Origin of the sequence: Biomaibacter acetigenes, from assembly GCF_003691585.1 — a bacterium.
GTDB lineage: Bacteria > Bacillota > Thermosediminibacteria > Thermosediminibacterales > Tepidanaerobacteraceae > Biomaibacter > Biomaibacter acetigenes.
Genome location: NZ_CP033169.1, coordinates 1001423 through 1025068 on the forward strand (window position 1 = coordinate 1001423; position 23646 = coordinate 1025068).

20 protein-coding genes and 1 other annotated feature are annotated in these 23646 nt (G+C 43.8%); of the genes, 15 read left to right on the forward strand and 5 right to left on the reverse strand.

Annotated features, from left to right (window positions below; genetic code table 11):
* Positions 1-51: 51 nt before the first annotated feature.
* The 13 genes from menC (at position 52) to D2962_RS04900 (ending at position 16435) form a co-directional block, all read left to right on the forward strand.
* Positions 52-1242: an o-succinylbenzoate synthase gene (menC, locus tag D2962_RS04840; protein ID WP_162991105.1), complete on the forward strand. Its 1191-nt coding sequence runs from the start codon at positions 52-54 to the stop codon at positions 1240-1242.
* 11 nt (positions 1243-1253) lie between these two features.
* Positions 1254-2219: a dihydrodipicolinate synthase family protein gene (locus tag D2962_RS04845; RefSeq protein WP_162991106.1), complete on the forward strand. Its 966-nt coding sequence runs from the start codon at positions 1254-1256 to the stop codon at positions 2217-2219.
* Between the two features lie 30 nt (positions 2220-2249).
* A complete protein-coding gene (locus D2962_RS04850; RefSeq protein ID WP_120766363.1) occupies positions 2250-3545 on the forward strand; it encodes a hypothetical protein in 1296 nt (431 codons plus the stop codon).
* A gap of 151 nt (positions 3546-3696) precedes the next feature.
* On the forward strand, positions 3697-4926 hold the full coding sequence (locus D2962_RS04855) for an NRAMP family divalent metal transporter (protein WP_122014305.1): 1230 nt from the start codon (positions 3697-3699) through the stop codon (positions 4924-4926).
* A 114-nt stretch (positions 4927-5040) separates the two neighbouring features.
* Positions 5041-6354: a hypothetical protein gene (locus D2962_RS04860; protein ID WP_120766361.1), complete on the forward strand. Its 1314-nt coding sequence runs from the start codon at positions 5041-5043 to the stop codon at positions 6352-6354.
* A 31-nt stretch (positions 6355-6385) separates the two neighbouring features.
* Positions 6386-7045, forward strand: coding sequence for an L-serine ammonia-lyase, iron-sulfur-dependent subunit beta (gene sdaAB, locus D2962_RS04865; RefSeq protein ID WP_120766360.1), 660 nt, complete (start codon positions 6386-6388; stop codon positions 7043-7045).
* Between the two features lie 136 nt (positions 7046-7181).
* On the forward strand, positions 7182-8054 hold the full coding sequence (gene sdaAA / locus D2962_RS04870; RefSeq protein ID WP_122014306.1) for an L-serine ammonia-lyase, iron-sulfur-dependent, subunit alpha: 873 nt from the start codon (positions 7182-7184) through the stop codon (positions 8052-8054).
* A gap of 30 nt (positions 8055-8084) precedes the next feature.
* Positions 8085-9404 (forward strand): amidohydrolase, encoded by a 1320-nt coding sequence (locus D2962_RS04875; RefSeq protein ID WP_120766358.1) that lies wholly within the window; start codon positions 8085-8087, stop codon positions 9402-9404.
* A 140-nt stretch (positions 9405-9544) separates the two neighbouring features.
* Positions 9545-10543, forward strand: coding sequence for a 2-hydroxyacid dehydrogenase (locus D2962_RS04880; protein WP_120766357.1), 999 nt, complete (start codon positions 9545-9547; stop codon positions 10541-10543).
* The gene (locus D2962_RS04885; protein WP_122014307.1) at positions 10540-11349 is read left to right on the forward strand and encodes an undecaprenyl-diphosphate phosphatase; all 810 of its coding nucleotides are present in this window, start codon (positions 10540-10542) and stop codon (positions 11347-11349) included. The genes D2962_RS04880 and D2962_RS04885 overlap by 4 nt, the downstream gene beginning before the upstream one ends.
* A 202-nt stretch (positions 11350-11551) precedes the next feature.
* Positions 11552-11798: a binding site (T-box leader), on the forward strand.
* 200 nt (positions 11799-11998) lie between these two features.
* Positions 11999-14644 (forward strand): valine--tRNA ligase, encoded by a 2646-nt coding sequence (locus tag D2962_RS04890; RefSeq protein WP_122014308.1) that lies wholly within the window; start codon positions 11999-12001, stop codon positions 14642-14644.
* Positions 14645-14721: 77 nt separating this feature from the next.
* The gene (locus tag D2962_RS04895) at positions 14722-16068 is read left to right on the forward strand and encodes a bifunctional folylpolyglutamate synthase/dihydrofolate synthase (protein WP_122014309.1); all 1347 of its coding nucleotides are present in this window, start codon (positions 14722-14724) and stop codon (positions 16066-16068) included.
* Between the two features lie 112 nt (positions 16069-16180).
* The gene (locus D2962_RS04900) at positions 16181-16435 is read left to right on the forward strand and encodes a DUF2508 family protein (protein WP_122014310.1); all 255 of its coding nucleotides are present in this window, start codon (positions 16181-16183) and stop codon (positions 16433-16435) included.
* A gap of 42 nt (positions 16436-16477) precedes the next feature.
* Here the strand turns inward: D2962_RS04900 and D2962_RS04905 are convergent, their stop codons facing one another.
* The 3 genes from D2962_RS04905 to D2962_RS04915 all read right to left on the reverse strand — a co-directional run bounded on the left by D2962_RS04905 (position 16478) and on the right by D2962_RS04915 (position 18290).
* On the reverse strand, positions 16478-16897 hold the full coding sequence (locus D2962_RS04905; RefSeq protein WP_122014311.1) for a HutP family protein: 420 nt from the start codon (positions 16895-16897) through the stop codon (positions 16478-16480).
* 84 nt (positions 16898-16981) lie between these two features.
* Positions 16982-17491, reverse strand: coding sequence for a ferritin-like domain-containing protein (locus D2962_RS04910; RefSeq protein ID WP_122014312.1), 510 nt, complete (start codon positions 17489-17491; stop codon positions 16982-16984).
* 97 nt (positions 17492-17588) lie between these two features.
* Positions 17589-18290, reverse strand: a complete 702-nt coding sequence (locus D2962_RS04915) for a ZIP family metal transporter (protein WP_122014313.1) — start codon at positions 18288-18290, stop codon at positions 17589-17591.
* Between the two features lie 149 nt (positions 18291-18439).
* On the opposite strand from D2962_RS04915, the gene D2962_RS17450 reads away from it, so the two are divergent.
* Entirely contained in the window at positions 18440-18586 is a 147-nt protein-coding gene (locus D2962_RS17450; RefSeq protein ID WP_162991107.1) for a hypothetical protein, read from the forward strand.
* Positions 18587-18834: 248 nt separating this feature from the next.
* Positions 18835-21516 carry a UPF0182 family membrane protein gene (locus D2962_RS04920; RefSeq protein WP_122015738.1) on the forward strand — a complete coding sequence of 894 codons (2682 nt, stop codon included), beginning with the start codon at positions 18835-18837 and terminating at the stop codon, positions 21514-21516.
* A gap of 97 nt (positions 21517-21613) precedes the next feature.
* Here the strand turns inward: D2962_RS04920 and D2962_RS04925 are convergent, their stop codons facing one another.
* Complete coding sequence (locus D2962_RS04925) at positions 21614-21832, reverse strand: alpha/beta-type small acid-soluble spore protein (RefSeq protein WP_122014314.1); 219 nt, start codon at positions 21830-21832, stop codon at positions 21614-21616.
* A gap of 111 nt (positions 21833-21943) precedes the next feature.
* Positions 21944-23581 (reverse strand): Na/Pi cotransporter family protein, encoded by a 1638-nt coding sequence (locus D2962_RS04930; RefSeq protein ID WP_122014315.1) that lies wholly within the window; start codon positions 23579-23581, stop codon positions 21944-21946.
* Between the last annotated feature and the right edge of the window lie 65 nt (positions 23582-23646).

Below are 23646 nucleotides of genomic sequence, written 5' to 3' on the forward strand. Positions count from 1 at the left end.
ATAAAGACATGTCTTTAAAAGATAAAAAATAAATATAACAGGGTGAGAACTTTGCGGATAGATGAATCATTTACCGTCAAAGGCGTAAAAATTGTGGAAATAAATATTCCCTATGCTATTCCGTTCCAAATAAGCGGCGGGATTAGTTACAGCAGGAAATCCTTGATAGTGGAGGTTATAGGCGAGGAAGGGATTACCGCCTATGGTGAGTCGGCACCCTTTGAAGCTCCTTTTTATTCTTCAGAGACCATTTCTTCAGCAAAAGCCATGCTCATAGAGTGGCTTTTGCCTCGAGTCGTAGGAAGAAAATTCGGTTCCATAGAAGAATTAAATAGGGTTTTGAGTGACGGCATCAGGGGCAATAATTTTGCCAGAGCCGGCATAGAGACCGCCTGCTGGGATTTAGTAGCCAAAAAAAACGGCATATCGCTCAAGGAATTGATAATCTATAAATTAAAACAAATGGATACATCGGAAGAATATCTAAAAAGTAAAGATTATATTTTATCAGGAGTTTCTGTAGGGATACCCGAAGATAATAATTATGATACCCTTGCCCAATGGGTCGAAAATTATGTAAAAGAAGGGTACCGGAGGGTTAAGATCAAAATAAAGCCGGGATGGGATCTAAAAGCCATAGAAACCGCCAGGAGTGTCCTGGATCAGGATTTTCCATTCTGGGTGGATGCCAATGCATCTTTTGACCTTCACAAACACTTAAATGTATTAAAGCAAATGGATAGTTTCAACTGTCTTTTCCTGGAGCAGCCCCTTCACCATGATGACCTGCTAGACCACTATATGTTGAGCAAGGAGATAAAGACTCCCCTATGCTTTGACGAATCCTTAAAATCCGATAGGATCGCAAACCAGGTTGTAAGCCTTGGAGTATCTAAGATTTGGAACATAAAAATCCAGCGGGTGGGAGGCCTCCTGGAAGCTTTGAAGATATACAGCCTGGCGTCAAAAAACGATGTAGCGGTTTGGGGAGGTACCATGCCCGAAAGCGGCATTGGAGCCGTGAGCATCCTTTCTCTGGCGAGCTTGAGCGGCTTTAAATACCCCGCCGATGTAGAAGCTAGCAGCCGCTGGTATGGCCCGGGGCATGACCTGATAGAGATAAATATGGACAGTCAAGGAAGAATATATGTTCCCGACGGCCCCGGCATCGGGGAAATAAATATGGATAATTACCATAAGTTTGGAAAAACCATATATGAGATATGGTCCGAAACAGCATAGGAGGTAAAGCCATGAAGATTGATACGATAAGAGAAAAACTGGAGCATAGTTTTTTTCCGGCAGTACCTATTCCCTTTGATAGAAGCGGAAAGATCCATGAAACAGCCCAGGAGCAATACGTAAAATACATGGATAAACAACCAATAACAGGTGTAGCTGTATGGGCGCATACCGGAAGAGGTCTTCTTATAACTCGAGAGCAAAGAGAATATATTTTTATATCCTGGAGAGCAGGTCTTTCCAGGGAAAAGATAATTATATGCGGAGTAGGAGCCCGCACAGTAAAAGATTTGACCGAAGAAAAATTTATTAAAAACACCCTGGAAATGGGCATCCATGCAAAGGATTTAGGGGCAGATGCCATATTGGCATATCCTCCGACTTATTATCGTGGTAAGGAATATATGGACAAGAAAATAATTGATTACCATAAAAAGATAGCGGAAATAGGTCTTCCTATAATATTATTCTATCTATATGATGAAGCAGGGGGAATTTCATACTCTCAAAAAGTGCTTGAACAATTGTTTTCCATAGAAAATGTCGTAGGCATTAAAATGGCCACATTGGATTCCATAGTGACTTACCAGGATGTATCAAAACTTATTCTTGATAAATTCCCGCATATAAAGCTAATCACCGGTGAGGACAGGATGTTTGGATATACCATTGCCCGAGGTGCAGCCGGGGCACTGGTGGGTCTTGGTTCGGCCTGTCAAAAACTTCAGTGGGAAATGATGGACTCGTTTTTCCGAAGGGATTATGAAGATTTTGTTAAGTTGATGCTGGATGTTGATAAATTAGCAGAATGCACTTTTATTGACCCTATGGAAGGCTATATTGAAAGAATGTTATACATCTTGTCACTGCAGGGCATTATACCCGAAGATGCGGTAAATGACCCTTACGGACCGGGGCTTAAACAACAGGATAAAGAAGAAATAAGAAAGATTCTTCAGGAACTTCATCTTTATTAGGATTTTGATATTAGGGGAAGGAGAAAAAATATGAAGGAATATCCCATTTATCTGCTGCCGGATGAGCTTGATGTAGATGAAAAAGTAAAAGAACAAATATTGAAAGATTACGAACGGTTTGGAGATAAAGGTCTTCCGGATCATGTGGAGGAATATATCCTTGAAAAATACAAAATAGATGTGACCGCCCAATATGGCCCCTTTACCATAAAAAATCCTTTTGGAAAAAGCTCAGGCCAATTGTCCTGCAATATAAACCAGGTTAAAGCCGATCTGGAAAGCGGTATTGGGTTTGTAGTGCTTAAGACTGTAATCGCCCAAGATGAATCTGAACATTCTAACATGGCCGAATGGAAGGTAAAAGCCCCGAAAATGGTGGTAGAAGAGATCCTTAGTAAAAAGGGCCAAAAGGGCTATACCGTTACATGGAAAGGAAGGGGGTGGGATAAGAGCTTCCAGGATTATCTTAAATTTATGGAAGAAGCGCTGTCACTGAGTAAAACCTCAAATATACCTGTCATACCCTCGTGTAAATACCATCTGCCGAACCCCGGTGAGGCTTATAACGAAAAAGAATATCGATTTACCACCAATTCTTTACTTTCAATATGGCAAAAGGTTATGGGAAATGTACCTATGGCATTGGAACAGGATTTTAGCCCTACCCTGTCGGGGTCGGATATAAACACAGACCGACAAAATATATTAGACTGGCTGATAAATGTACCTAGAAATATTAAGAAATGGTGTCAGAAGGGGGATATCGTGCTGGGATTAAAACTCATGAACGCCCTTTATGATGATGATTTTCAGATAGAGATGTTAAAGAGTATCACTTCGGAGGAATGTGATGCCGACTATGCCATAACCTTCAACCGCCTTTTTGATCCAAATAAGGTCTTCGAAGGCAAGAAAGGCGTAGCTTATGGCGGATGGGACCTCAGTGACAGAAACCTCAGGGTGCTGTCGGCTTTTAGAAAATGGGAGTATCAAAATAAAACTACGGTAAAAGATGTTCCTTTATCTGCCACAGGAAATATAAATTCCGGTAAGTTAATGATAGAATACGGTCTCAGGGGATGCTGCAACGGCCAGATGCACACCTATTTCCAGTTACCCCAGAGAAATTACAGGGCCAGGGTTGGCACGAGGGTGCAAAAGGTGTTGCATGAACTTTATTTTAATCCTGAAAATGGCCTTGTGGCGGTCATGGAATGGCTCAGAGCTAAAAAAGGCGTTAATTCTGAAAATGGTATTATTAAGTGGCGGGAAATTTATACATTTTATAGAAAACAAGACATCTTTAAATTTTTTGGAAAGGGGTGAAGGCCTTATCATGCAGAAGTGACTGAAATCCTTTGAAACGTCAATTCCCAAAAGCTCTCTTTAGGTCCCTCTGGGGCACTTCGAAAGTTAATATACGGGTTTGTATAACCCTTTATGTCTAAATATATCTTACAAGGGGGTATATTTTAAAATGAAACAAATCGATGTGAAAACAGGCAATAAAAATATATTTTTAAGACTACTAGCGGCTCTGGGGCCGGGCATAGTAACGGCAGCCATCGTTTTCGGACCGGGGAGTGCTACTACAGCTACTCAAGCCGGGGCTACTTTGGAATATAGTATCCTATGGGTATATGTGGCGGCATTCATCATGATGGCTACTTTTACCAGGACAGGGGCTTTGATTGGTGTTTTGGGAGAGAAGTCGCTCTTGACACTGGTGAAAGAAAGATACGGTTCAATTTTATCAATATTAATGGGACTTGCTGGTTTTTTAATATGTGCAGGCTTTCAAACCGGCAATAATATAGGCGTAGGACTTTCCATGAGTGCACTTTTTGGTGGAGGTATATCGGTCTGGGCAATAGTGTTTACAGTTGTTGCTTTATATTTCTTATGGTCCTCGGATAACGTCTATAAAATCCTGGAAAAGATTATGATGCTTCTGGTATTAATAATGATTATTACCTTTTTTGCCAACTTATTTATGATTCACCCGAATGTAGGAAGGGTTCTCAGCGGCGTTCTCCCTAAAGGTATTCCTAATGTAGGCTTAATTACCGCCATATCGGGGACCACATTCAGCATAGCTGCAGCAGCTTTTCAAGCATATTCTGTTAAAGGGAAAAATTGGGATAAAAAAGAGATAAATGACGCCATCTTTGATGCGTTAGTTGGTATTGCAATATTAGTCACAATAAGTGTTGTAATAATGGTTACTTCAGGTACGGTTTTGTTTCCCAGGGGTATAAAAGTTAAGAGCGCGATGGATATGGCGGTACAGCTTCAGCCTCTTCTGGGGGCCAGTGCAAAATGGCTTTTCATTCTTGGTCTATGGGCTGCATCTTTCTCATCATTCATAGGTAATGCCATGGTTGGTGGGACATTGCTGGCAGATGGTCTTGGGATTGGAGATTCCATGAATAGTAAATGGGCAAAAATAATGGCATCAGTTATTATGGTATTGGGAACATTATTTGCATCCCTTTTAAAAGCTAATCCTGTTCAAATGCTGGTAATGGCTCAAGCCGTGACCATATTTGGTGCCCCATTGATGACAATAGTAATGGTGCTTTTAGCCAATGACGAAAAAATAGTAGGGAAATATAAAAATAATTGGTTGACGAATACTATTTCTATTGCAACGATTTGCTGGGTTATATTTCTATCCATCCGGCAGCTTATTTTACTTATAGGTTGATTCGAATATAATTTTATTATAATGGTCCGGAGGCTTTTACCTTCGGATCATTTTTGTTAAAATTAAGATGGCAATTATCTAATGGTTTTTAAGCGTTGATGGGGGAGGGCAAAGATGTTTAAAGTAGGGATAATCGGTCCCGAGGACTTGGTGGAACAAAGTTTTGTCATCGCACAGCAATATAAAGGCGTTGAACCGATAAAACTGTTTTATAAAGATGAAGAACAAACCATGGAATTGATAAAAAACAATAATTCTTTGGTGGATGGATTTCTTTTTACCGGATTTCTTCCATATTATGAGACCCAAAAAAGTAACATCACCAAAAAGAGATTATTTTATTATCCGATTTTAGGTACCAGTTTATATCGTGTTCTATTTGTCATGAAAGTCCATAATGGAATAGATATAACCCGGATAAGTATAGATACCTTGAACTCTGAGGAAGTGAGGGAAGTGTACAGAGAAATCAAACTGCCTGATGAAAATTTATATATAAACGAGAGGGGTTTAACCCAGTTTTCCCGGGAACAATATATAAACTTCCATCGCTCACTTTATGAAAGCGGAAAGACCGTTGCCGCCATAACAGCCATAAACTCCGTGTATGAGAGGCTCAAAAAAGAAAACGTTCCGGTGTTCAGAGTTGTTCCTACACTTTACACCATGAGGGAAACTTTTAAATTGATCGAGGCCGCAAGCTTTACTCACATAGCCGAGAACAATCAAATAATAATACAGATAATAGATATAAAAGACTACAACATAAACGGACCAAGGCTATCGTCCATGGAAATGCGCCAAAAAAAACTTGCCCTTTATCAGGAGCTCCTGAATTATGCCGGAAACTATCGCGCCTCTGTATTTCCTGCCGAAGGGGATGAATTTATCATTTTAATAACAAAGGGCATATTTCGGGAATACACCAACTTTTATGAAGAGATCCCAATGATATATGATATAGAAAAAAAGCTGTCCATGGCTGTAAATATGGGAATAGGCATGGGGAAAAGCGCTTTGGAAGCCGAGGAAAATGCCCGGGAAGCATTGCTTTTGTCAAAGAAAAAGCCTGGCTCCAATGCATATATAATCAATCAGGATAAAAAAGTCATAGGCCCTATCGGGAACGGGGAAAGCTTGAATTTTGCCTTAAAAAGTGATGATAAAAATTTGCTGAATTGGGCCGAAAAAACCGGTTTAAGCATTTCTACTCTTACACAAATTGAAAGTCTGTTAAAAAAACTGCAGAGGGATAGAATCACCGCTACCGACATCCAGGAAGGCCTTGGGGTGACCCTGAGGACCGCCAACAGAATAATGAATAAGCTTTTATCCGGCAAAGCTGCGGAAAGAATAGGTATTGAGCAGCCGGTATATCGCGGGAGGCCCAGGCAGCTATATAGGATTAGATTAAAGGATAGAGTATAATTTCGGTGTGAAAAAGTGGAGGTGAAAATCTTTGAATATCTTTGATATCATCGGACCTGTGATGATAGGGCCTTCCAGTTCTCACACGGCGGGAGCCGTGAGGCTGGGAAATCTCGCCCGAAACATTTTAGGGGAAGAACCTAAAAAAGCCAGGATTATACTGTATAACTCCTTTGCCGATACCGGCAAGGGTCACGGTACCGATAAGGCTCTGGTGGCTGGAATACTGGGTTTTTTGCCTGATGATGAAAGAATAAAGGTCTCTTTTGAAGAGGCTGAAAAACTGGGGATAGAATTTGAATTAGTTAGCGGTGGAGCAAGACCCGACCTTCATCCCAATACCGCGGAATTTTATCTGGAGGGCAGTAGCAAAACTACGAATGTATTGGGCTCTTCGGTGGGGGGCGGCAGGGTGGTAATTTTTTCTATTGATGGCTTCAAGACGGAATTTTCCGGGGAATACTATACGGTGATAACCGTCCATAAAGATATACCCGGTATGATTGCAAAAGTAACCACATGCCTTTCGGGAAGAAAAATAAATATAGCCCAGATGAGGGTATCCCGGGAGTCCAGGGGAGAGAAGGCTCTTATGATTATAGAAGCCGACGAAATCTTACCGGAAGGGATAAAAGAGGAATTGGAGAAATTGAATGGAATCTACAGGGCTATGATTATAAGTCCTGCATAATTAAGGGGGTCAGGCTTGCATAAGTGCAGGCGCGTCAAAGGGTCAGTTCTGGTGACATATTTTTAACGGCACAGACAGAAGGATAAAAACGCGTTTTAGTAGACCTTTAACTGAGTTTGAGAGGAGGGAAATATATTTGGCTATAAATACTATAGATGAGCTTATAAACTTTGCCGAAAAACAAAATCAGAAAATATCAACCATCGTAAAAGAGCAAAAAGCAAAAGAACAGGGGCTATCTGAGAAGGAACTTACCGATAAGATGATGAAATTTTATGAAGTCATGAAGCAGGCGGCAGATCGTGGAACTTCAAAGGAAGTGTCTTCCATAAGCGGCATCACCGGAGGCGAAGGGTACAAGTTATGGCAAGCCGCAAAAAAAGGTCTTTCTGGCTTTAATATTTTAAAAGCCTCGGCCAGAGCCATGGCGGTGTCTAATGTAAATGCTTCCATGGGAAAGATAGTTGCTGCACCTACAGCAGGATCCTGTGGTATTATCCCAGGAGCGATCGTTACGGCGGCAGAGGAACTCAAAAAAAGAGATGAAGAAGTAGTGGATGCCCTTTTCACTGCGGCCGCCGTGGGAGAGATAATCGCCAAAAATGCCACATTGGCAGGGGCAGAAGGCGGTTGCCAGGCGGAATGCGGCAGCGCCTCGGCCATGGCGACGGCGGCAGTAGTGGAACTGGCCGGTGGAAGTCCCCGGCAGGTGGGTCATGCCGTAGCCTTTGCGTTAAAAGCCGTCATGGGGATGGTATGCGACCCGGTGGCAGGCCTGGTGGAGGTACCCTGTGTGAAGCGAAACGGCATGGGAGCCGCCCAGGCGCTCCTGGCGGCAGATATGGCTTTAGCCGGTATAAAAAGCGTCATACCTCCGGACGAAGTTATAAAGGCTATGGCACAAGTCGGCCGTGCGCTGCCCGGCGAGCTGAAAGAGACGGCCCGGGGAGGTCTGGCGGTGACACCCACCGGGAAAAAGATAAAGGAGAAAGTATTTGAAAAGCAATAGGTGATTTTAGTATAAAAGGAAGGTAAAGCCATGACCAGAGATCAGATTAAAAAAACGGTTTGTGATACCATTGATAAAAACAGATGCGAGATTATAAAAATCGGTGAAGATATTCTGAAACGACCGGAGCTAGGATTTAAAGAAGAGGAGACTTCTAAATTTATAAGAGAAGTTTTTGATTCATTGGGTCTTAAGTTTATCGACAACCTTGCCATAACCGGAATTAAGGCTCAAAGTTATGGGAAAAGCCACAGTCTAAAAGTTGCCATAATAGGAGAGATGGATGCTGTCATATGTCCCGCCCACCCTTATGCAGACCCTGCTACCGGTGCGGCTCATTCATGTGGCCATAATGCTCAGATTGCTTCAATGCTGGGAGCTGCCATCGGCCTTGTGGCAGGAGGTGCCATGAGTGAAGTGGATGGTGACGTAGCATTCATGGCCGTCCCTGCCGAGGAGTTTGTAGAACTGGAGTATCGAGAGAAACTTCAGAGCCAGGGGAGGATAAAATTTTTTGGCGGAAAGCAAGAATTGATCAGATTGGGTGCCTTTGACGACATCGACATGGCCATGATGGTGCATTCCCAGGCAAATACACCAGACAAAAAAGTTTTCCTGGAAGGCGGAAGCAGCGGGTTTATAGGGAAAACAGTGCATTATAAAGGTAAGGAGGCCCATGCCGGGGGTGCGCCATACGAAGGGATCAATGCATTAAATGCCGCTATGATTTCACTTATGAGCATCCATGCCCTGAGAGAGACCTTCAAAGATGAGGATCATATCAGGGTACATCCCATTATAACAAAAGGCGGGGACCTGGTGAATATCGTGCCTGCCGATGTGAGGATGGAAACCTATGTGAGGGGAAAGACCGTAGATGCCGTAATTGCTGCTAATAAGAAGGTGAACAGGGCATTAGAGGCAGGTGCTTATGCTATAGGCGCAGAAGTCGAAATCAAGGAGTTCCCCGGTTATTTACCTTTAAACCAGGATCTTTTTATGAGTAAAATATTTGAAGACAATATCAAACATTTTGTTGGGGAAAAAAACATCGTCAAAGGCATAGACATGATAGGTTCCACCGATATAGGGGATCTGAGTGCTATTATACCGGTAATACAGCCAACTATAGGCGGATTTCAGGGGGCTGCCCATAGCAGAGAATTTAAAATCGTAGATCCGGAAATGGCTTATATAATTCCGGCAAAGGCTATGTCGATGACTGTTGTCGATTTACTATTTGACGGTGCCGAAAAAGGCACAAAAATCAAATCCAACTTTAGACCTCTATTTACTAAAGAATCATATCTGGACATGTGGGAAAAAGTTCTCTTGGCAAATAAAAAATAATACAAGCAGGGTGAGGATTTTGTGGATAGATGAATCATTTGCCGTTAAAGTGAGGATATAGACATAGGGAGACGGCTACCGGGTTATGGCAAATATAGCGTATGATTTTTTAACAAACTTTTTACAAAGGGGAGGACAAAATGCATACTCAAAAGCCTAAAGTCTTGGTTACCAGGAATATCCCAAAAGAGGGGCTCACAGAGCTTTTTGAAAAATGCGAAGTAGACTATCACGATTCCAATGAGGTCATACCAAAAGAGGAGCTTTATGAGAGGGTTAAAGATATCGACGGGCTGCTGGCAGTTTTTACTAAAGTAAATGAGGAATTCCTGTCCCATGCACCGAAGTTAAGGGTCATCAGCAATTACGGTGTCGGGTATGATAATATCGATGTAGCGGCGACTGGTCGGCGGGGTATTATTGTGACAAATACTCCGGATGTGGTGACTGAAGCGACAGCTGAGCTGGCTTTCGGATTGATGCTGGCGGTGACAAGGCGTATTGCGGAGGCCGACAGGATCCTTCGCTTTAAAAAGCCTTACAGATGGGGCCCTATGGCCATGCTGGGGACGGAACTGGTGGGTAAAACCCTGGGTATAATAGGCTTTGGAAGGATAGGAAGGGCCGTCGCAAGAAGAGCCCAGGCTTCGGGTATGAAGGTCATATATTTTCAGAGAAATCCAAGGGATATGTCAAGAGACCTGGAAGATAATTGTTATTACAGGTCTTTGGATGCACTTTTATCTGAATCCGATGTCATAAGCATACATGTACCTTTGACTGAGGAGACCCGCCACCTTATCGGTGAAAATGAGCTTTCAAAGATGAAGAAAGGCTCATACCTTATAAACACATCCCGGGGCCCTGTGGTGGATGAAGAAGCCCTGGTGAAAGCTCTGGAAAGCGGTCATCTGGCTGGAGCAGGTCTGGATGTTTTCGAAAGAGAACCAAAGATACATCCTCGCCTGCTGGAGCTGGAAAACACCGTGCTCACGCCCCACATAGGGACATCTACCATTGAAACCAGGATAGAGATGGCACGTATGGCAGCTCAGGATCTCATTGATGGTCTTGAGGGAAAGCATCCCAGGCATATAGTAGTATTTTTTGGAGAAAAAAAGAAGGGAGTATCATCGTGATTTTACTTTTAAAAGCATTCATAATGGGTATTGTTGAAGGCTTGACAGAATTTTTACCCATTTCTTCCACTGGTCACCTTATTATTGTGGGAGATCTTATCGGATTTAAAGGCAGCAGCTTTAATGTAATGTTTGAGATAGTCATTCAGCTGGGGGCTATACTTGCAGTTGTCTTTTATTACCGGAAGAAAATTTTTGATTCTATATTAAACATCCTGCCGGGCCGATGGGGATTTAATCTATGGTTTAAGATGTTTATTGCTTTCATACCGTCGGCAGTGATTGGCGTGTTGCTCAATAACTATATAGAAGCGCACCTCTTTTCGTCCTTTACAGTGGCCATAGCACTGGTTTTGGGTGGCATTTTGATGATACTGGTGGAAAATATTTTTGGCCGCTATGGCATGGATGACATGGATAATACCAGTATCGGTCAATCCTTTTTGATAGGTGTTGCGCAATGCCTGTCGCTTTTCCCCGGCATGTCCAGGTCTGCCTCCACCATCATGGGAGGCCTTGTAGCAGGTCTTTCAGCCAGGGCAGCCGCAGAGTTTTCCTTTTTTCTTGCTATTCCTACCATGTTTGGCGCCACCGTGTTTTCTCTCCATAAAGGCATTTCAAGCATGACTTCATTGGAATGGCAAGCTCTCGGCGTGGGATTTGTCATGTCCTTTATAGTGGCGCTCTTTGCAGTGGATAAATTCTTATCGTACCTTGGCAAACATTCCCTGAAATCCTTTGCTTATTACCGTATAGTAGTTGGTGTTCTAATGATAGTATTGATTACAGCAGGGATAGTAAAATAGGTGCCAGGCACTCATTACATTACGGCATCCTTTTTCCATGGCTTACTTTCAAGATAAAAAGTATCGGGGCTTAAGTTGGCCCCACAGCTCCATTCAATAGTCCCCTTAATGATTTTAAAGGAATGAAGCTCGGCTAGCCCTTGACAAAAGTATGTTTGAAAGTTAAAATTATAGCAAGATAATAGTACGAAAATTGTATTGTTCAGAGGCGTTGAAGGGGAGGAGTAGAAGGATCACCCATCAAGAGAGAAAGGCCCTGGCTGGAAGCCTTTCTGGGATTATCTTCGAACGTCGCCCGGGAGCTTTTCCGATGAAAATAAAAAGTAGTCGGAGACGGTTTGCCCGTTAAAGCATGGAGCGCTCGAATTTTTGAGGCTAAATGAGCCTCAAAGATTTATTTGATACGAGAATTAAGGTGGTACCGCGGAAGTAAGCCTTTCGTCCTTTTATGGATGAAGGGCTTTTTTTATGACTTTGAAGGAATACGCTGACACAAGGGAGCTTTTTCTATGACACACCATCTGTGTCAAGAGAACCGTCCCCGTGACACATATGCGGCAAGGGAAACATCCCCGGGCCATGCCTCGGAACATGTGGCAAACGAAATGCCCCCATGCTACGTAGCAAAATAGAAACAGGAGTGATTCACATGGAAAAAAATTTACCTTCGGTTTATAATCCCAAAGAAGTGGAAGAAAAATGGTACGAATACTGGGAAAGGGAAAATTTATTCTATGCCGAAGCTGATTCCAAAAAAGAGCCCTTTACTATAGTCATACCTCCTCCCAATGTTACAGGCCAGCTTCATATGGGACACGCTCTTAATAATACTCTTCAAGATATAATTATCCGAGCAAAGAGGATGCAGGGATATTCCGCCCTGTGGCTGCCGGGCACCGACCATGCAGGGATAGCCACCGAGGCAAAAGTGAAGGAACAGCTGGCCGAGGAAGGCTTCTCCAAATATGACCTGGGCCGGGAAAAATTCCTGGAAAGAGTCTGGGCCTGGAAGGAAAAGTATGGGGGCACTATTATAAAACAGCTCAAGAAACTGGGCTCATCCTGCGACTGGTCCCGCCTTCGTTTCACCATGGATGAGGGCTTGAGTAAAGCTGTGCGGGAGGTTTTTGTGCGTCTTTACGAAAAAGGGCTCATTTATCGCGGAGACTATATCGTGAACTGGTGCCCTACATGTAAGACTACCCTTTCGGATATCGAAGTGGAACACGAGGACGAGACCGGAAAACTTTATTATGTGAAATATCCCCTAAAAGATGGTTCAGGGCACCTGATGGTCGCCACTACCCGACCCGAGACCATGCTGGGCGATACCGCTGTAGCTGTAAATCCTGAGGATGAGCGCTACCGCCACCTGGTGGGCAAGACTCTAATCCTGCCGGTGGTAGGCCGTGAAATACCGGTCATTGCCGATTCCTATGTGGATATGGAGTTTGGAACCGGGGCGGTTAAGGTAACACCAGGACATGACCCCAACGATTTTGAAATGGGATTGCGCCATGACCTTCCTGTAATAAATGTAATGGATGAAAATGGCCACATGAATGAAAATGCCGGTAAATTCGCAGGGTTAGACCGCTATGAATGCCGGAAGCTTATACTGAAAGAGCTTGAAGAGAAAGGCAATCTTGAAAAAATTGAGGAGCTAAGCCACAGCGTGGGCCACTGCTACCGTTGCAATACTACGGTGGAACCTATGGTTTCCAAGCAGTGGTTTGTGAAGATGAAGCCACTGGCAGCGCCTGCCATTGAAGTGGTAAAACAGGGCAAGGTGCAGTTTGTGCCCGATAGATTTACCAGGATATACTTAAACTGGCTGGAGAATATCCGCGATTGGTGCATATCAAGGCAACTTTGGTGGGGGCACCGGATACCGGCGTGGTACTGCAAGGATTGCGGTGAGATGACGGTCTCCAGGGAAGATATTACGGTATGCCCCAAATGCGGCAGAACCCACATAGAACAGGACCAGGATGTGCTGGATACCTGGTTCAGTTCCGCCCTCTGGCCTTTTTCCACCCTGGGCTGGCCCGATGAAACCGAAGACCTGAAATACTTTTACCCCACATCGGTGCTGGTGACGGCATATGATATCATATTCTTCTGGGTGGCCAGGATGATATTTTCTGCCATGGAATTCATGAAACAGGAACCCTTCAAATATGTGGTGATAACAGGCCTGGTGAGGGATGCTCTCGGCAGGAAGATGAGCAAATCCCTGGGCAATGGCATAGACCCTCTGGAGGTCATCGACAAATACGGTGCCGATACCCTGAGGTTTACCCTGAGCACCGGAAATGCGCCGGGCAATGACATGAGGTTTTACTGGGAAAAAGTAGAGGCTAGCCGTAACTTTGCTAACAAGATATGGAATGCCTCCCGCTTTGTGATGATGAACCTGGAAGGGTTCAAGCCCGGAGAGGTAGATATACAAGCTCTCACATTAAAAGATAGATGGATTTTAAAGAGAATAAACGATATTACAAAAGAGGTCACCCAGGCCCTGGATAAATTCGAGATCGGAATTGCGGCACAAAACATATATGACTTTTTCTGGAGCGAGTTCTGTGACTGGTACATCGAAATGGCCAAGATAGATCTATATGGCGGTGATGACCTTGCCAAAAAGCGGGCACAGCAGGTACTATATTTCGTACTGGAAAGGGCGTTAAAGCTGCTTCACCCCTTTATGCCGTTTATTACCGAAGAAATATGGCAGCACTTACCACATGACGGCAGGAGCATAATGGTATCCAAATGGCCGGAATATGATCCTGCCTGGGACTTTACAGATGCCGGGGATATGGAGGTAGTTATGGATGCCGTAAGAGGTATAAGGAATATCCGTGCAGAGATGAACGTATCTCCGGCAAGAAAAGCAAAGGCTGTTGTCAGGGTAAGTGACCCATTTGTGATGGATATTCTAAAAAACAGCACAGAAATCATCCATACTCTGGCCAAGGTTGAAGACATGGAGTTCATTACTCAAGATTCGCCGGCCCCCCACAAAGCCTTAACATGTGTTATAAAGGGAGCCGAGATATTCGTACCCATGGAGGGACTGGTGGACATTGAAACCGAGATCGAAAGGCTCCAAAAAGAGCATACAAATCTTGAAAAGGAAATCGACAGGGTTTCTAAAAAACTGAGCAATGAAGGTTTTCTGGCTAAAGCGCCCCAGGATGTGGTGGAAAAGGAGCGCCAAAAGGAAAAGGATTATCTGGATATGATGGAAAAAGTGGAACAAAGGCTAAACATGCTAAAAGAATTGAAATAGTATCCAATTACGATATCGATATAATAAAGCGACTTTTTACATCGTAAATAATTTCTAAAGCGGGAAGAAGGTATATCGTGCTCAATTATGATGAAGCCCTGGAATATATCCACGGTTTGAACAAGTTCGGCACAAAGCTGGGTCTTGACAATATAACCCGTCTTCTAGAGATATTAGGAAACCCCCATCACGGTATGAGGATCATCCATGTGGCTGGGACCAACGGCAAAGGTTCCACCTGTGCTATGATAGATTCCATCCTGCGGGCGGCAGGATATAAGGTAGGGCTTTATACATCACCCTACCTTGAGGTTTTTAATGAAAGGATCAGGGTCAATGGGAAGAACATCCCCGATAAAGCCATAGCCAGGTTAACGCAGAAGGTCCGGGATGCCATATCTATTATGCAGCAAAAAAATCTGGGCCATCCCACAGAGTTTGAAGTGGTGACGGCAATCGGTTTTTTGTATTTCAAGGAACAAGCGGTGGATTTTATTGTGCTGGAGGTGGGAATGGGAGGAAGGCTTGACGCCACTAATGTGGCCATGCCCCTGGTGAGTGTCATAACCCCCATAAGCTTTGACCACCAGAAATATCTTGGAAATACGCTGGCAGATATTTCCAGGGAAAAGTGCGGGATTATAAAAAAGGGAGTGCCGGTAGTTTCCGGCCCCCAGGAGAAGGAAGCCCTGAGGGTCATAGAGGAGACGTGTGCCAGGCGGGGATGTATACTTAAAAGGGTGCTGGATAGATGCGAAAACCGGGAAAATATTGATTTTATATGTTATAATCCTCTGCGCGATAGCCTGAATGGCCAGGTATTTGATGTAGACACACCAAAAAATCATTATTCAAACCTCAAAATAAGACTCCTTGGTTCCCATCAACTGGACAACGCTGCCACGGTCGTGGGGGCCATTGAAGCCCTGGAACTGTCAGGGATTAAAATCAGCAGGGATGCCATATATTCCGGCCTTGAAAATGCCCGGTGGCCCGGAAGGCTGGAAATATTGAGGGAAAACCCCACCGTACTCATAGACGGAGCCCATAATATTGCGGGTATTAGAACACTTAAAGAAGCTATCCTCAAGTATTTCCCACAAAAGAAAAAAATCCTTGTGCTGGGGATCTTAAAGGATAAGGATTATAACGATATGATAGAAGAAATCGTGCCCTTAGCCGATGCGGTCATAACCACTGCCCCGGACAACCCCAGAGCCCTTTCTGCAGAGGAATTGGCAGAAACTATTAGAGAAAGCCGCATAATACATGAGGATAAAAATATAGAAGTATATGTAAGAAACGAAATAAAAGATGCCTTAACCCTTTCTTTGGAAATAGCAACTCCCGGTGACCTCATTGTTTTCGCCGGGTCACTGTATATGATCGGAAGGGTAAGAACTATTGCTTCTGACCTCCGGTAAAGCAGCAAAAACTTGCGGTAGTCTTTCTTGAGATGTGGGCAACACCGAATTTTTCACATATTCCTCCCTATCAGCATAAAATATAGTATAGACTTTTTGGGAGGAAGCTGTCATGACTGAAAATCTTGACAGGAATCGTAAAAAATGGGAAGATAGTTTTATTGAGGAAATCGAAAATGCCAGGGTAGAGATAGAACTGGCCGAAAGGGCTTTTCAGTGGGTAAAAAACGATCCCGAGGCGGTGGATGCTGCTCTTTCCAGGATAGAAGCTTCCATCGAACACTATAATTTCTTGATAAAACAGGCCAAACAAATGGGAATTTCTCTGGATAAAAAAGTGCTCTACAGCAAGCTTTTAAAAGCATAAAAAAATACCGGCCTATACCGGTTAAAACCCGAATGGGCTTTTTTATTTGTTAAAGTTGGGAATGGACCTATGGCCCAGGCCTATGACTACCTCATTGAGATTTAAAAATCCCACTCCGAAAAACATGGCCACGCTGATATGCTCGCCCCAGCGAGCTATGCCAATTTTTCCACCCACATTCAATCCCAGGGCTTTCTGCATTACCTGGGAAATGGCTTCCCGCGTAGCTCCCACCACAGCGCCCTCCAGTACGTGGGTTTCTTCTTCTATTACGCCCTCCCGCTTGGCTGCCACCACGGCCCTTTCAATTATTTTCTTTATGGAGTTGACAAAATCCCCGCCGAAATCTACAGCCGCCACCCGAATCTGCTTTTTTGCATAAGATTCCTTTAGTTCAAGTTCCTCGCTCCTGGTGGAAAGGGCCATCTTAATGGCGACTTTTGCCACATCAATGCTCTCCAAAATAACGCCTCCCTAGAAACAAAAAAATGTCTTTTTTTATCATACCATGTATTTCTAGGTTGTGGCAATAGTATTTTGAATATTTTAACTGCAGTATTTTTCTATGGCTTCTCCGAGCAACCTTGCATGTACTTCCTCATCCCGGGCTATTCTTAATAAAAGTTCTTTTACATTGGTATCGGCTATTCTGGCAGCCTGCCGCCTGTATTCCCGGATAGCAGCCATTTCATCTTCCCTGTTTGCGTGAAGAATCTTGCAAGTATCGCGTTCATATTTAACAAAACTTGCATTCCAGTACTTCCCCATATGCTGGTAGCGCGGGTCAACCCCAAGTAATTTTATGGTTTCTCCCAGCATATGAAAGTGGTGCATTTCCACCCTGGCGATGCACATTAGAAGCTGGGCTACCTCCACATTGGACGACACCAGATTGCCGTAAATATACTGCAGGATAGCGGTGAGTTCACTATCCTTGCCTGCATAATCACCCATGAGAATCTCGGCATATTCGCGGTTAGGACCTTCTACCGTAATGGCCGGATAGGGTTCACGGACATGGCATACCAGAGGCCCTCTCATCTCTTGCATAAACATAATCATCCCTCCCAGTATCTCCTACTCCTAATATACATGTTATTAAAAACGCTTGACTATTGTACCTATTACATGAAAAAGAAAACCATGCGCATATTTACATGAGCCGGCTCAGCAAAAAAGCCGCCAGAAACCCAGCCAAAAGGCCTAAATTTTCCAGACGAGTTCCTATTTTATGGGCCTTTGGTATCATGTCGGTGCCCGTCATAAAAAGTATAGAGCCTCCAGAAAAAGCCATAATCATCCCCAGCCATACCTGGCTCAAGTTCCTCAGTAAATAGTAACCGGTCAGTGCCGCAAAGGGGTCCAGCAGGGCTATGATAAAAGCCAGAACCATGGCCGAGCGGGGAGGAAGCTGGGCTTCATTCACCAGGTCGCAGGTTGAAGACAGACTTTCCGGAATGTTATGGAGAAAAATTGAAAGTGCCAGCACTATCCCCAGCCTACCGCTGTCGGTGGCAAATCCTATCCCCATGCTTAAGGCCTCGGGCAGATCATCCAGTGCAGTTCCCAGAATCATTCCGGTCCCTCTGGCTACATGTTTTGTCAAAAGCCCTTCTATTATATAAAAGCAAATGCCTCCTATCAAGAAAGCCAGCGAGGTAAAGATTGGCCCCGACTGGCGGTAAGCTTCATGCATGAGCGAATAGGAGAGCACCGATAAAAGAACACCGGAACCAAAGGTGAGCACAAAAGCTAGAAGTTTGTCGGGGATTTTCTTTGTGCCGAGGTATCCACCGATAATTACCGCAATGCCGGATATGGAACTATATGTAAAAATTTTGAAAAAAGTGTTCATAACAAACCACCCTCTTAAAAAGATTTGTTAAAATTTACTTATTGAGAAGGATTTATGAAAAAAATGGGGAATATTTATATTAATATATAAAAAATGTAAGAGCGAAGCGGAGCAATCAGGGTTAACAGAAGGTTTGGGGGGTCTATATAGTGCCTTATACCACATGTCCGTATTGCAATAAGCGCTCATACTCTGCAGCAGACTTAAAAGTCTGGATATGCCCTTATTGCGGAAAAAAGATAGAAGAAGATGACAAAAAATACAAAGAACAATCTTCAGAGGAGCAAGGTGAATAGCCCTTGCTCTTTTTGTTTTTGCTTTTTTATTTTTTATTAAACGTGTGTTAAAATAAAGTGGAATCTGTTCACTCATAATAATAATATAACCGAATTCAAGAAGGGTAATCCGGGTAGATTAAAGACAAAGGCTGGACAAACTGAAAAAAGAAAAAAGAAAAAAGCTATGTTGTTTGCTCAACGGAGCCCTAAAAAATTCGGCAAAAGCTTTTGACATAAGACTGGATTTTATAAAGGAGGAGATTTTAATGAGAAAATTCCCCACTTATTTCATTCTGGCCGGTATGGTGGTTATCCTTGCGGCCATATTCATGGGTGCAGGATTTCTTACGGAAATAATGTGGTTTAAATCCGTAGGATATTTAAAGGTGTTCTGGATCATTTTTTATTCCAGGTGGGCGGTAAGGCTCATCAGTGGCGTCATATTTTTTACATTTCTGTACATAAATCTGATAATCGCAGGCCGCAGCCTTTCCAATGTATGGAGCTTCAAATACAGGGAAGGTATAGTCAACGATATGCTTTCCAAAGCATTTTCGGGCAGGTGGGTCAAAAGATTCTTCCTCGCCGTCAGCATTGTGCTGGCCTTGATTTTTACCGCTTTTACATCATCCTACTGGCTGGCGGTTCAAAAATTCTTCCATTCTGAAGCCTTTGGAATCACTGACCCGCTGTTCAAGCAGGATATAGGTTTTTACATCTTTAAACTGCCTTTTTTCCAGGTGGCTTATGAGCTAATGATGAGCATGGTCACGATAACTTTACTGCTGGTGGCGGTGCTGTACATAATAGCCCATGTAGAGCAAGGACCTGCACGGTGGCTTTATATTCTGGCCCGGGAAAAACAGATGGCCATGCTTCTCACGTTGTTTTTTGCATTAAAGGCTTACGGTTATAGACTTTCCATGTATAACCTGCTTTATTCACCTCGGGGTGTGGCCTTTGGGGCCAGCTACACCGATGTCCACGCCGTGCTTCCGGGTTTAAAGATCTTAATGATAATTTCCGTCATCCTGGCTGTTATGCTGCTTATCAATCTTGCAATAAACAGACCCAGGATGCTGGTGTGGACCCTGGGCATCCTTGTGGCCGCATCGATTCTTCTTCAGGGAATATATCCGGCTCTGGTACAGCAGTTTCAAGTTACACCCAACGAATTCGTGAAAGAAGAAACCTATCTAAAATCCAATATTGAATTTACACTAAAGGCTTACGGCCTTGACCGGGTGGAAAGAAAGGAATTTCCCGTTAAAGAAACGGTAACACCGGATGTCATCATGAAAAGCCCCACGGTGAAGACCCTCCGTTTATGGGACTACAGGCCTCTGCAGCAGACATATAATCAACTCCAGCGCATAAGGTATTATTATAACTTTGATCAGATAGATGTAGACAGATATACCGTAAATGGCGAGATTCGACAGGTAATGCTTGCTGCCAGGGAACTTGATCAGAGCAGACTTACCGAAAGGGCAAGGACCTGGGTAAACCGCCGGCTGCAGTACACTCACGGTTACGGCATTGTAATGAGCCCCGTCAATACTGTTACAGCAGAGGGTCTTCCTAACTTCTTCATAAAAGATATCCCGCCGGTTTCCGGAGATCCCGTATTGAAAGTAGATGAACCCCGGATATACTTCGGAGAACTTACTAGAGAATATGTGGTGGTAAATTCCAAAACTGCCGAATTTGATTATCCTTCAGGGGAAACCAATGTCTATACCGAATACAGGGGAAAGGGTGGAATCCCCCTGAATCTCTGGTCCAGGTTGTTATTTGCCATCCGCTTTGGAGACTACAAGCTCCTGGTTTCCAACAACTTTGATTCCAACAGCAGGTTATTGTTTGATAGAGATATAAAGACAATGGTTACTAAGATTGCGCCGTTTATAAGATTTGACAGAGACCCTTACATGATAGTGGCAAAGGGAAGGCTTTACTGGATAATAGACGGTTATACGGTTTCGGACCGGTATCCTTACTCCGAACCCATCAATGACATAAACTATATCAGAAATTCGGTTAAGACGGTCATAGATGCTTATAACGGTACCATAGATTTCTATCTGGCGGACAGCACTGACCCCATTATAAAAAGTTATGAAGCCATTTTCCCCGGGATGTTTAAATCGCTGGACACAATGCCGGAAGAAATAAAGGCTCACATTAGATACCCCGAGGATCTGTTTTTGACCCAGGCCAGGATTTACACCCTTTACCACATGGAAGATGCCAGAGTTTTTTATAATAAGGAAGATGCCTGGCAGATACCCGATGAGATATTCGGCAGTGAGAGGACCAAGATGGAGCCCTATTATACCATACTTCAACTGCCGGGAGAAAAAACCCCTGAGCAGGTTTTAATGCTTCCCTTCACCCCATCCACCATAGAGAACATGAGGGCCTGGATGGCGGCAAGGTCCGACGGTGAAAATTACGGCAAGCTTGTGGTATACCTGTTCCCCAAGGATAAGACCATATATGGCCCCATGCAGATCGAAGCCAGGATAAACCAGGACTCCCAGATATCCCAGCAGCTTACCCTGTGGGACCAGAGGGGCTCCAGGGTCATCCGGGGAAATCTACTGGTGCTGCCCATAGACAGTTCCATAATATATGTGAGGCCAATATTTATCCAGGGCGAGCAGAGCCAGCTCCCTGAGCTTTCCAGAATCGTGGTGGCCTATGGGGAGCATGTGGTTATGGAAAGGACCTTTGAAGCGGCCCTGGCCAGAATCTTTGGAGAACCCATCGTAGAAAAGACTGTGCCGGCTGTTCCCACCGAAGAGATGACCACAGAAGAACTCATAAAGAGAGCCAGCACCCTTTACGATGAAGCCATAAAAGCCCAGCGGGAAGGTGACTGGGCTACTTATGGCCAAAAAATAGGTGAACTGGGAGATTTACTTAAGAAACTGTCGGGAAAATAAAAAATTAAATACTGAACTTTTCTACCAATTCCGATGTAGTGCCGAGGAGTTTTTGTGTAAAATAAATAGCAGCCCAGTTTGAGCTGCTATTTTTAATTTATTTTCCGCCAATCTGTTTTTCAGCCATTTCTATCATCTTTCGCACCATGTGGCCTCCTACGGCGCCGCAATCTCGGGAAGAGATGTTGCCCCAGTAGTCTTCGGATCCCTGATAAACCGGTATATTGAGCTCCCGGGCTACCTCGTATTTGAAGTTATCCATGGCACGGTGGATGCCTTTTACCACATGGCCTTTTCCACCCTGACCTGCTGCCATTATTATTCCCCCTTTCGATTATCCTTTTTTCAATTTCGGATGTGGCGGCAGTCACCACCACTTTTTATAAAATAACCCGAAGGGGGAAATAATATGTTAGAACATAGTGGTCTATTTACCTATCCGGGACAGGTCTTTGAAATTTTTATCAATATTCAAAACGTATGATGCCAGGTTAAAGGCATGGTCTCCAACCCGTTCCAGATTATTGACCATATCAAGATATATCACTCCTGAAGATGGATTGCATTTACCTTCATTTAACCTTTTTATATGATGAGCTCTGAGTTTTCTTTCCATACTATCAATTTCTTCCTCATTTTCTATTATTTTATTTGATAATTTTTTATCATCGTTTAAAAAAGCATCGATGGCCATTCGGAAAGTATCCTGGGTCTTAGATGACATCTCCACAAGCTCGCTAATGGCTTCATTGCTGAATGTAAGCCGGTGTTCTTCCTTGTATTCGGCCAGTTCAAGTATATTCATGGCATGGTCTCCAACTCTTTCCATGTCGTTGACGGCATTGATCATATCTGTTATTTGGTCTGATTCACCGGTAGAAAGCGACCTTCGGGAAAGAAGGGCCAGATATCTGGTAGTGGTGCGGGCAAGATCATTGACAACTGACTCTTTTTCTCTGGCAAGTTTACCTTTTTGTTCATTATAATAAAGAAAAATATTAATGGTATCCCTGAGGGTCTCCAGAGCCAGGCAACCCATACGGCCAATCTCCCTTTTTACCTGAACAAGGGCTATAGAAGGAGTTTCCAGTAGTCTATCGTCTATGAATTTAACTCCTCTTTCAACAACTTCGGGGTTTCCAGGGATGATGTGAGTAACCAGTTTAACCAGCAGAAAGGCAAAAGGCAGCTGAATTATGGTATTTGTCACATTAAAGAAAGTATGTGCATTGGCTATCTGCCGCACCGGGTCAGTTGAAGTGTAACTGACCAGCATCTGTACCAGGGGTAAAATAAACAGAAATATGATAGTTCCGATTACATTGAACGTAAGATGAAGCAGGGCTGCCCTCCGGGCCGTTATATTGGTGCCTATGCTGGAAAGAAGTGCGGTGACACAGGTTCCGATATTGTCGCCGAACAATATGGGTAATGCGATGGATATATTTACCACTCCTTGATCTGCCAGCGCCTGTAAAATACCTATGGTGGCACTACTGCTCTGGACTATGCCTGTGGTCAGAAAACCCGCCAGCACACCCAATAATGGGGTTTTGCCAAAACTGGCCATAAAGCTGATGAATTCCGGTAATTTGGCCAGGGGTTTTAAAGCTACCTCCATAGTCTGCATACCGAAAAATAAAAGGCCAAAACCCAGGATCACCTGACCGATAAATTTCTGGGTCTTGTGTTTCCCAAATAGGTGAACCGCTGTCCCAAGACCAATGGCCGGCAGCGCAAGTTTTGTAAATTTAAATGCAATAAGCTGGGCTGTCATGGTTGTACCAATATTAGCCCCCATGATAACACCAACAGCCTGCATGAGGTCCATTAGACCGGCGTTGACAAGACCCACCACCATTACAGTGGTAGCGCTGCTGCTCTGAATTATGCTGGTTACTATAGTTCCCATCAAAACCCCCAGCACCCTGTTTCTGGTGAGAAGTTCCAGAAAAACTTTTAGCCTGTCGCCGGCCGCTCTTTCCAATCCCTCCCCCATAAGTCTCATGCCGTAAATAAAGAGTCCCAATCCTCCAAACAAAGTAAATATAGAATCCAGTGACAAAATATCCCTCCCCCATTAGCGTTTTTTCCCTTACCTATTATACCAGATAGGGCGTTTAAAAAATA

What these genes read in the sequence shown, in the direction of transcription:
- D2962_RS04845 (WP_162991106.1), top strand. Translation starts at nt 1,254, where the DNA reads ATGAAGATTGATACGATAAGAGAAAAACTGGAGCATAGTTTTTTTCCG.
- D2962_RS04850 (WP_120766363.1), top strand. Translation starts at nt 2,250, where the DNA reads ATGAAGGAATATCCCATTTATCTGCTGCCGGATGAGCTTGATGTAGAT.
- D2962_RS04860 (WP_120766361.1), top strand. Translation starts at nt 5,041, where the DNA reads ATGTTTAAAGTAGGGATAATCGGTCCCGAGGACTTGGTGGAACAAAGT.
- D2962_RS04855 (WP_122014305.1), top strand. Translation starts at nt 3,697, where the DNA reads ATGAAACAAATCGATGTGAAAACAGGCAATAAAAATATATTTTTAAGA.
- D2962_RS04900 (WP_122014310.1), top strand. Translation starts at nt 16,181, where the DNA reads ATGACTGAAAATCTTGACAGGAATCGTAAAAAATGGGAAGATAGTTTT.
- D2962_RS04910 (WP_122014312.1), bottom strand. Translation starts at nt 17,491, where the DNA reads ATGTTTATGCAAGAGATGAGAGGGCCTCTGGTATGCCATGTCCGTGAA.
- D2962_RS04920 (WP_122015738.1), top strand. Translation starts at nt 18,835, where the DNA reads ATGAGAAAATTCCCCACTTATTTCATTCTGGCCGGTATGGTGGTTATC.
- D2962_RS04880 (WP_120766357.1), top strand. Translation starts at nt 9,545, where the DNA reads ATGCATACTCAAAAGCCTAAAGTCTTGGTTACCAGGAATATCCCAAAA.
- D2962_RS04915 (WP_122014313.1), bottom strand. Translation starts at nt 18,290, where the DNA reads ATGAACACTTTTTTCAAAATTTTTACATATAGTTCCATATCCGGCATT.
- D2962_RS04890 (WP_122014308.1), top strand. Translation starts at nt 11,999, where the DNA reads ATGGAAAAAAATTTACCTTCGGTTTATAATCCCAAAGAAGTGGAAGAA.
- D2962_RS04925 (WP_122014314.1), bottom strand. Translation starts at nt 21,832, where the DNA reads ATGGCAGCAGGTCAGGGTGGAAAAGGCCATGTGGTAAAAGGCATCCAC.
- D2962_RS04875 (WP_120766358.1), top strand. Translation starts at nt 8,085, where the DNA reads ATGACCAGAGATCAGATTAAAAAAACGGTTTGTGATACCATTGATAAA.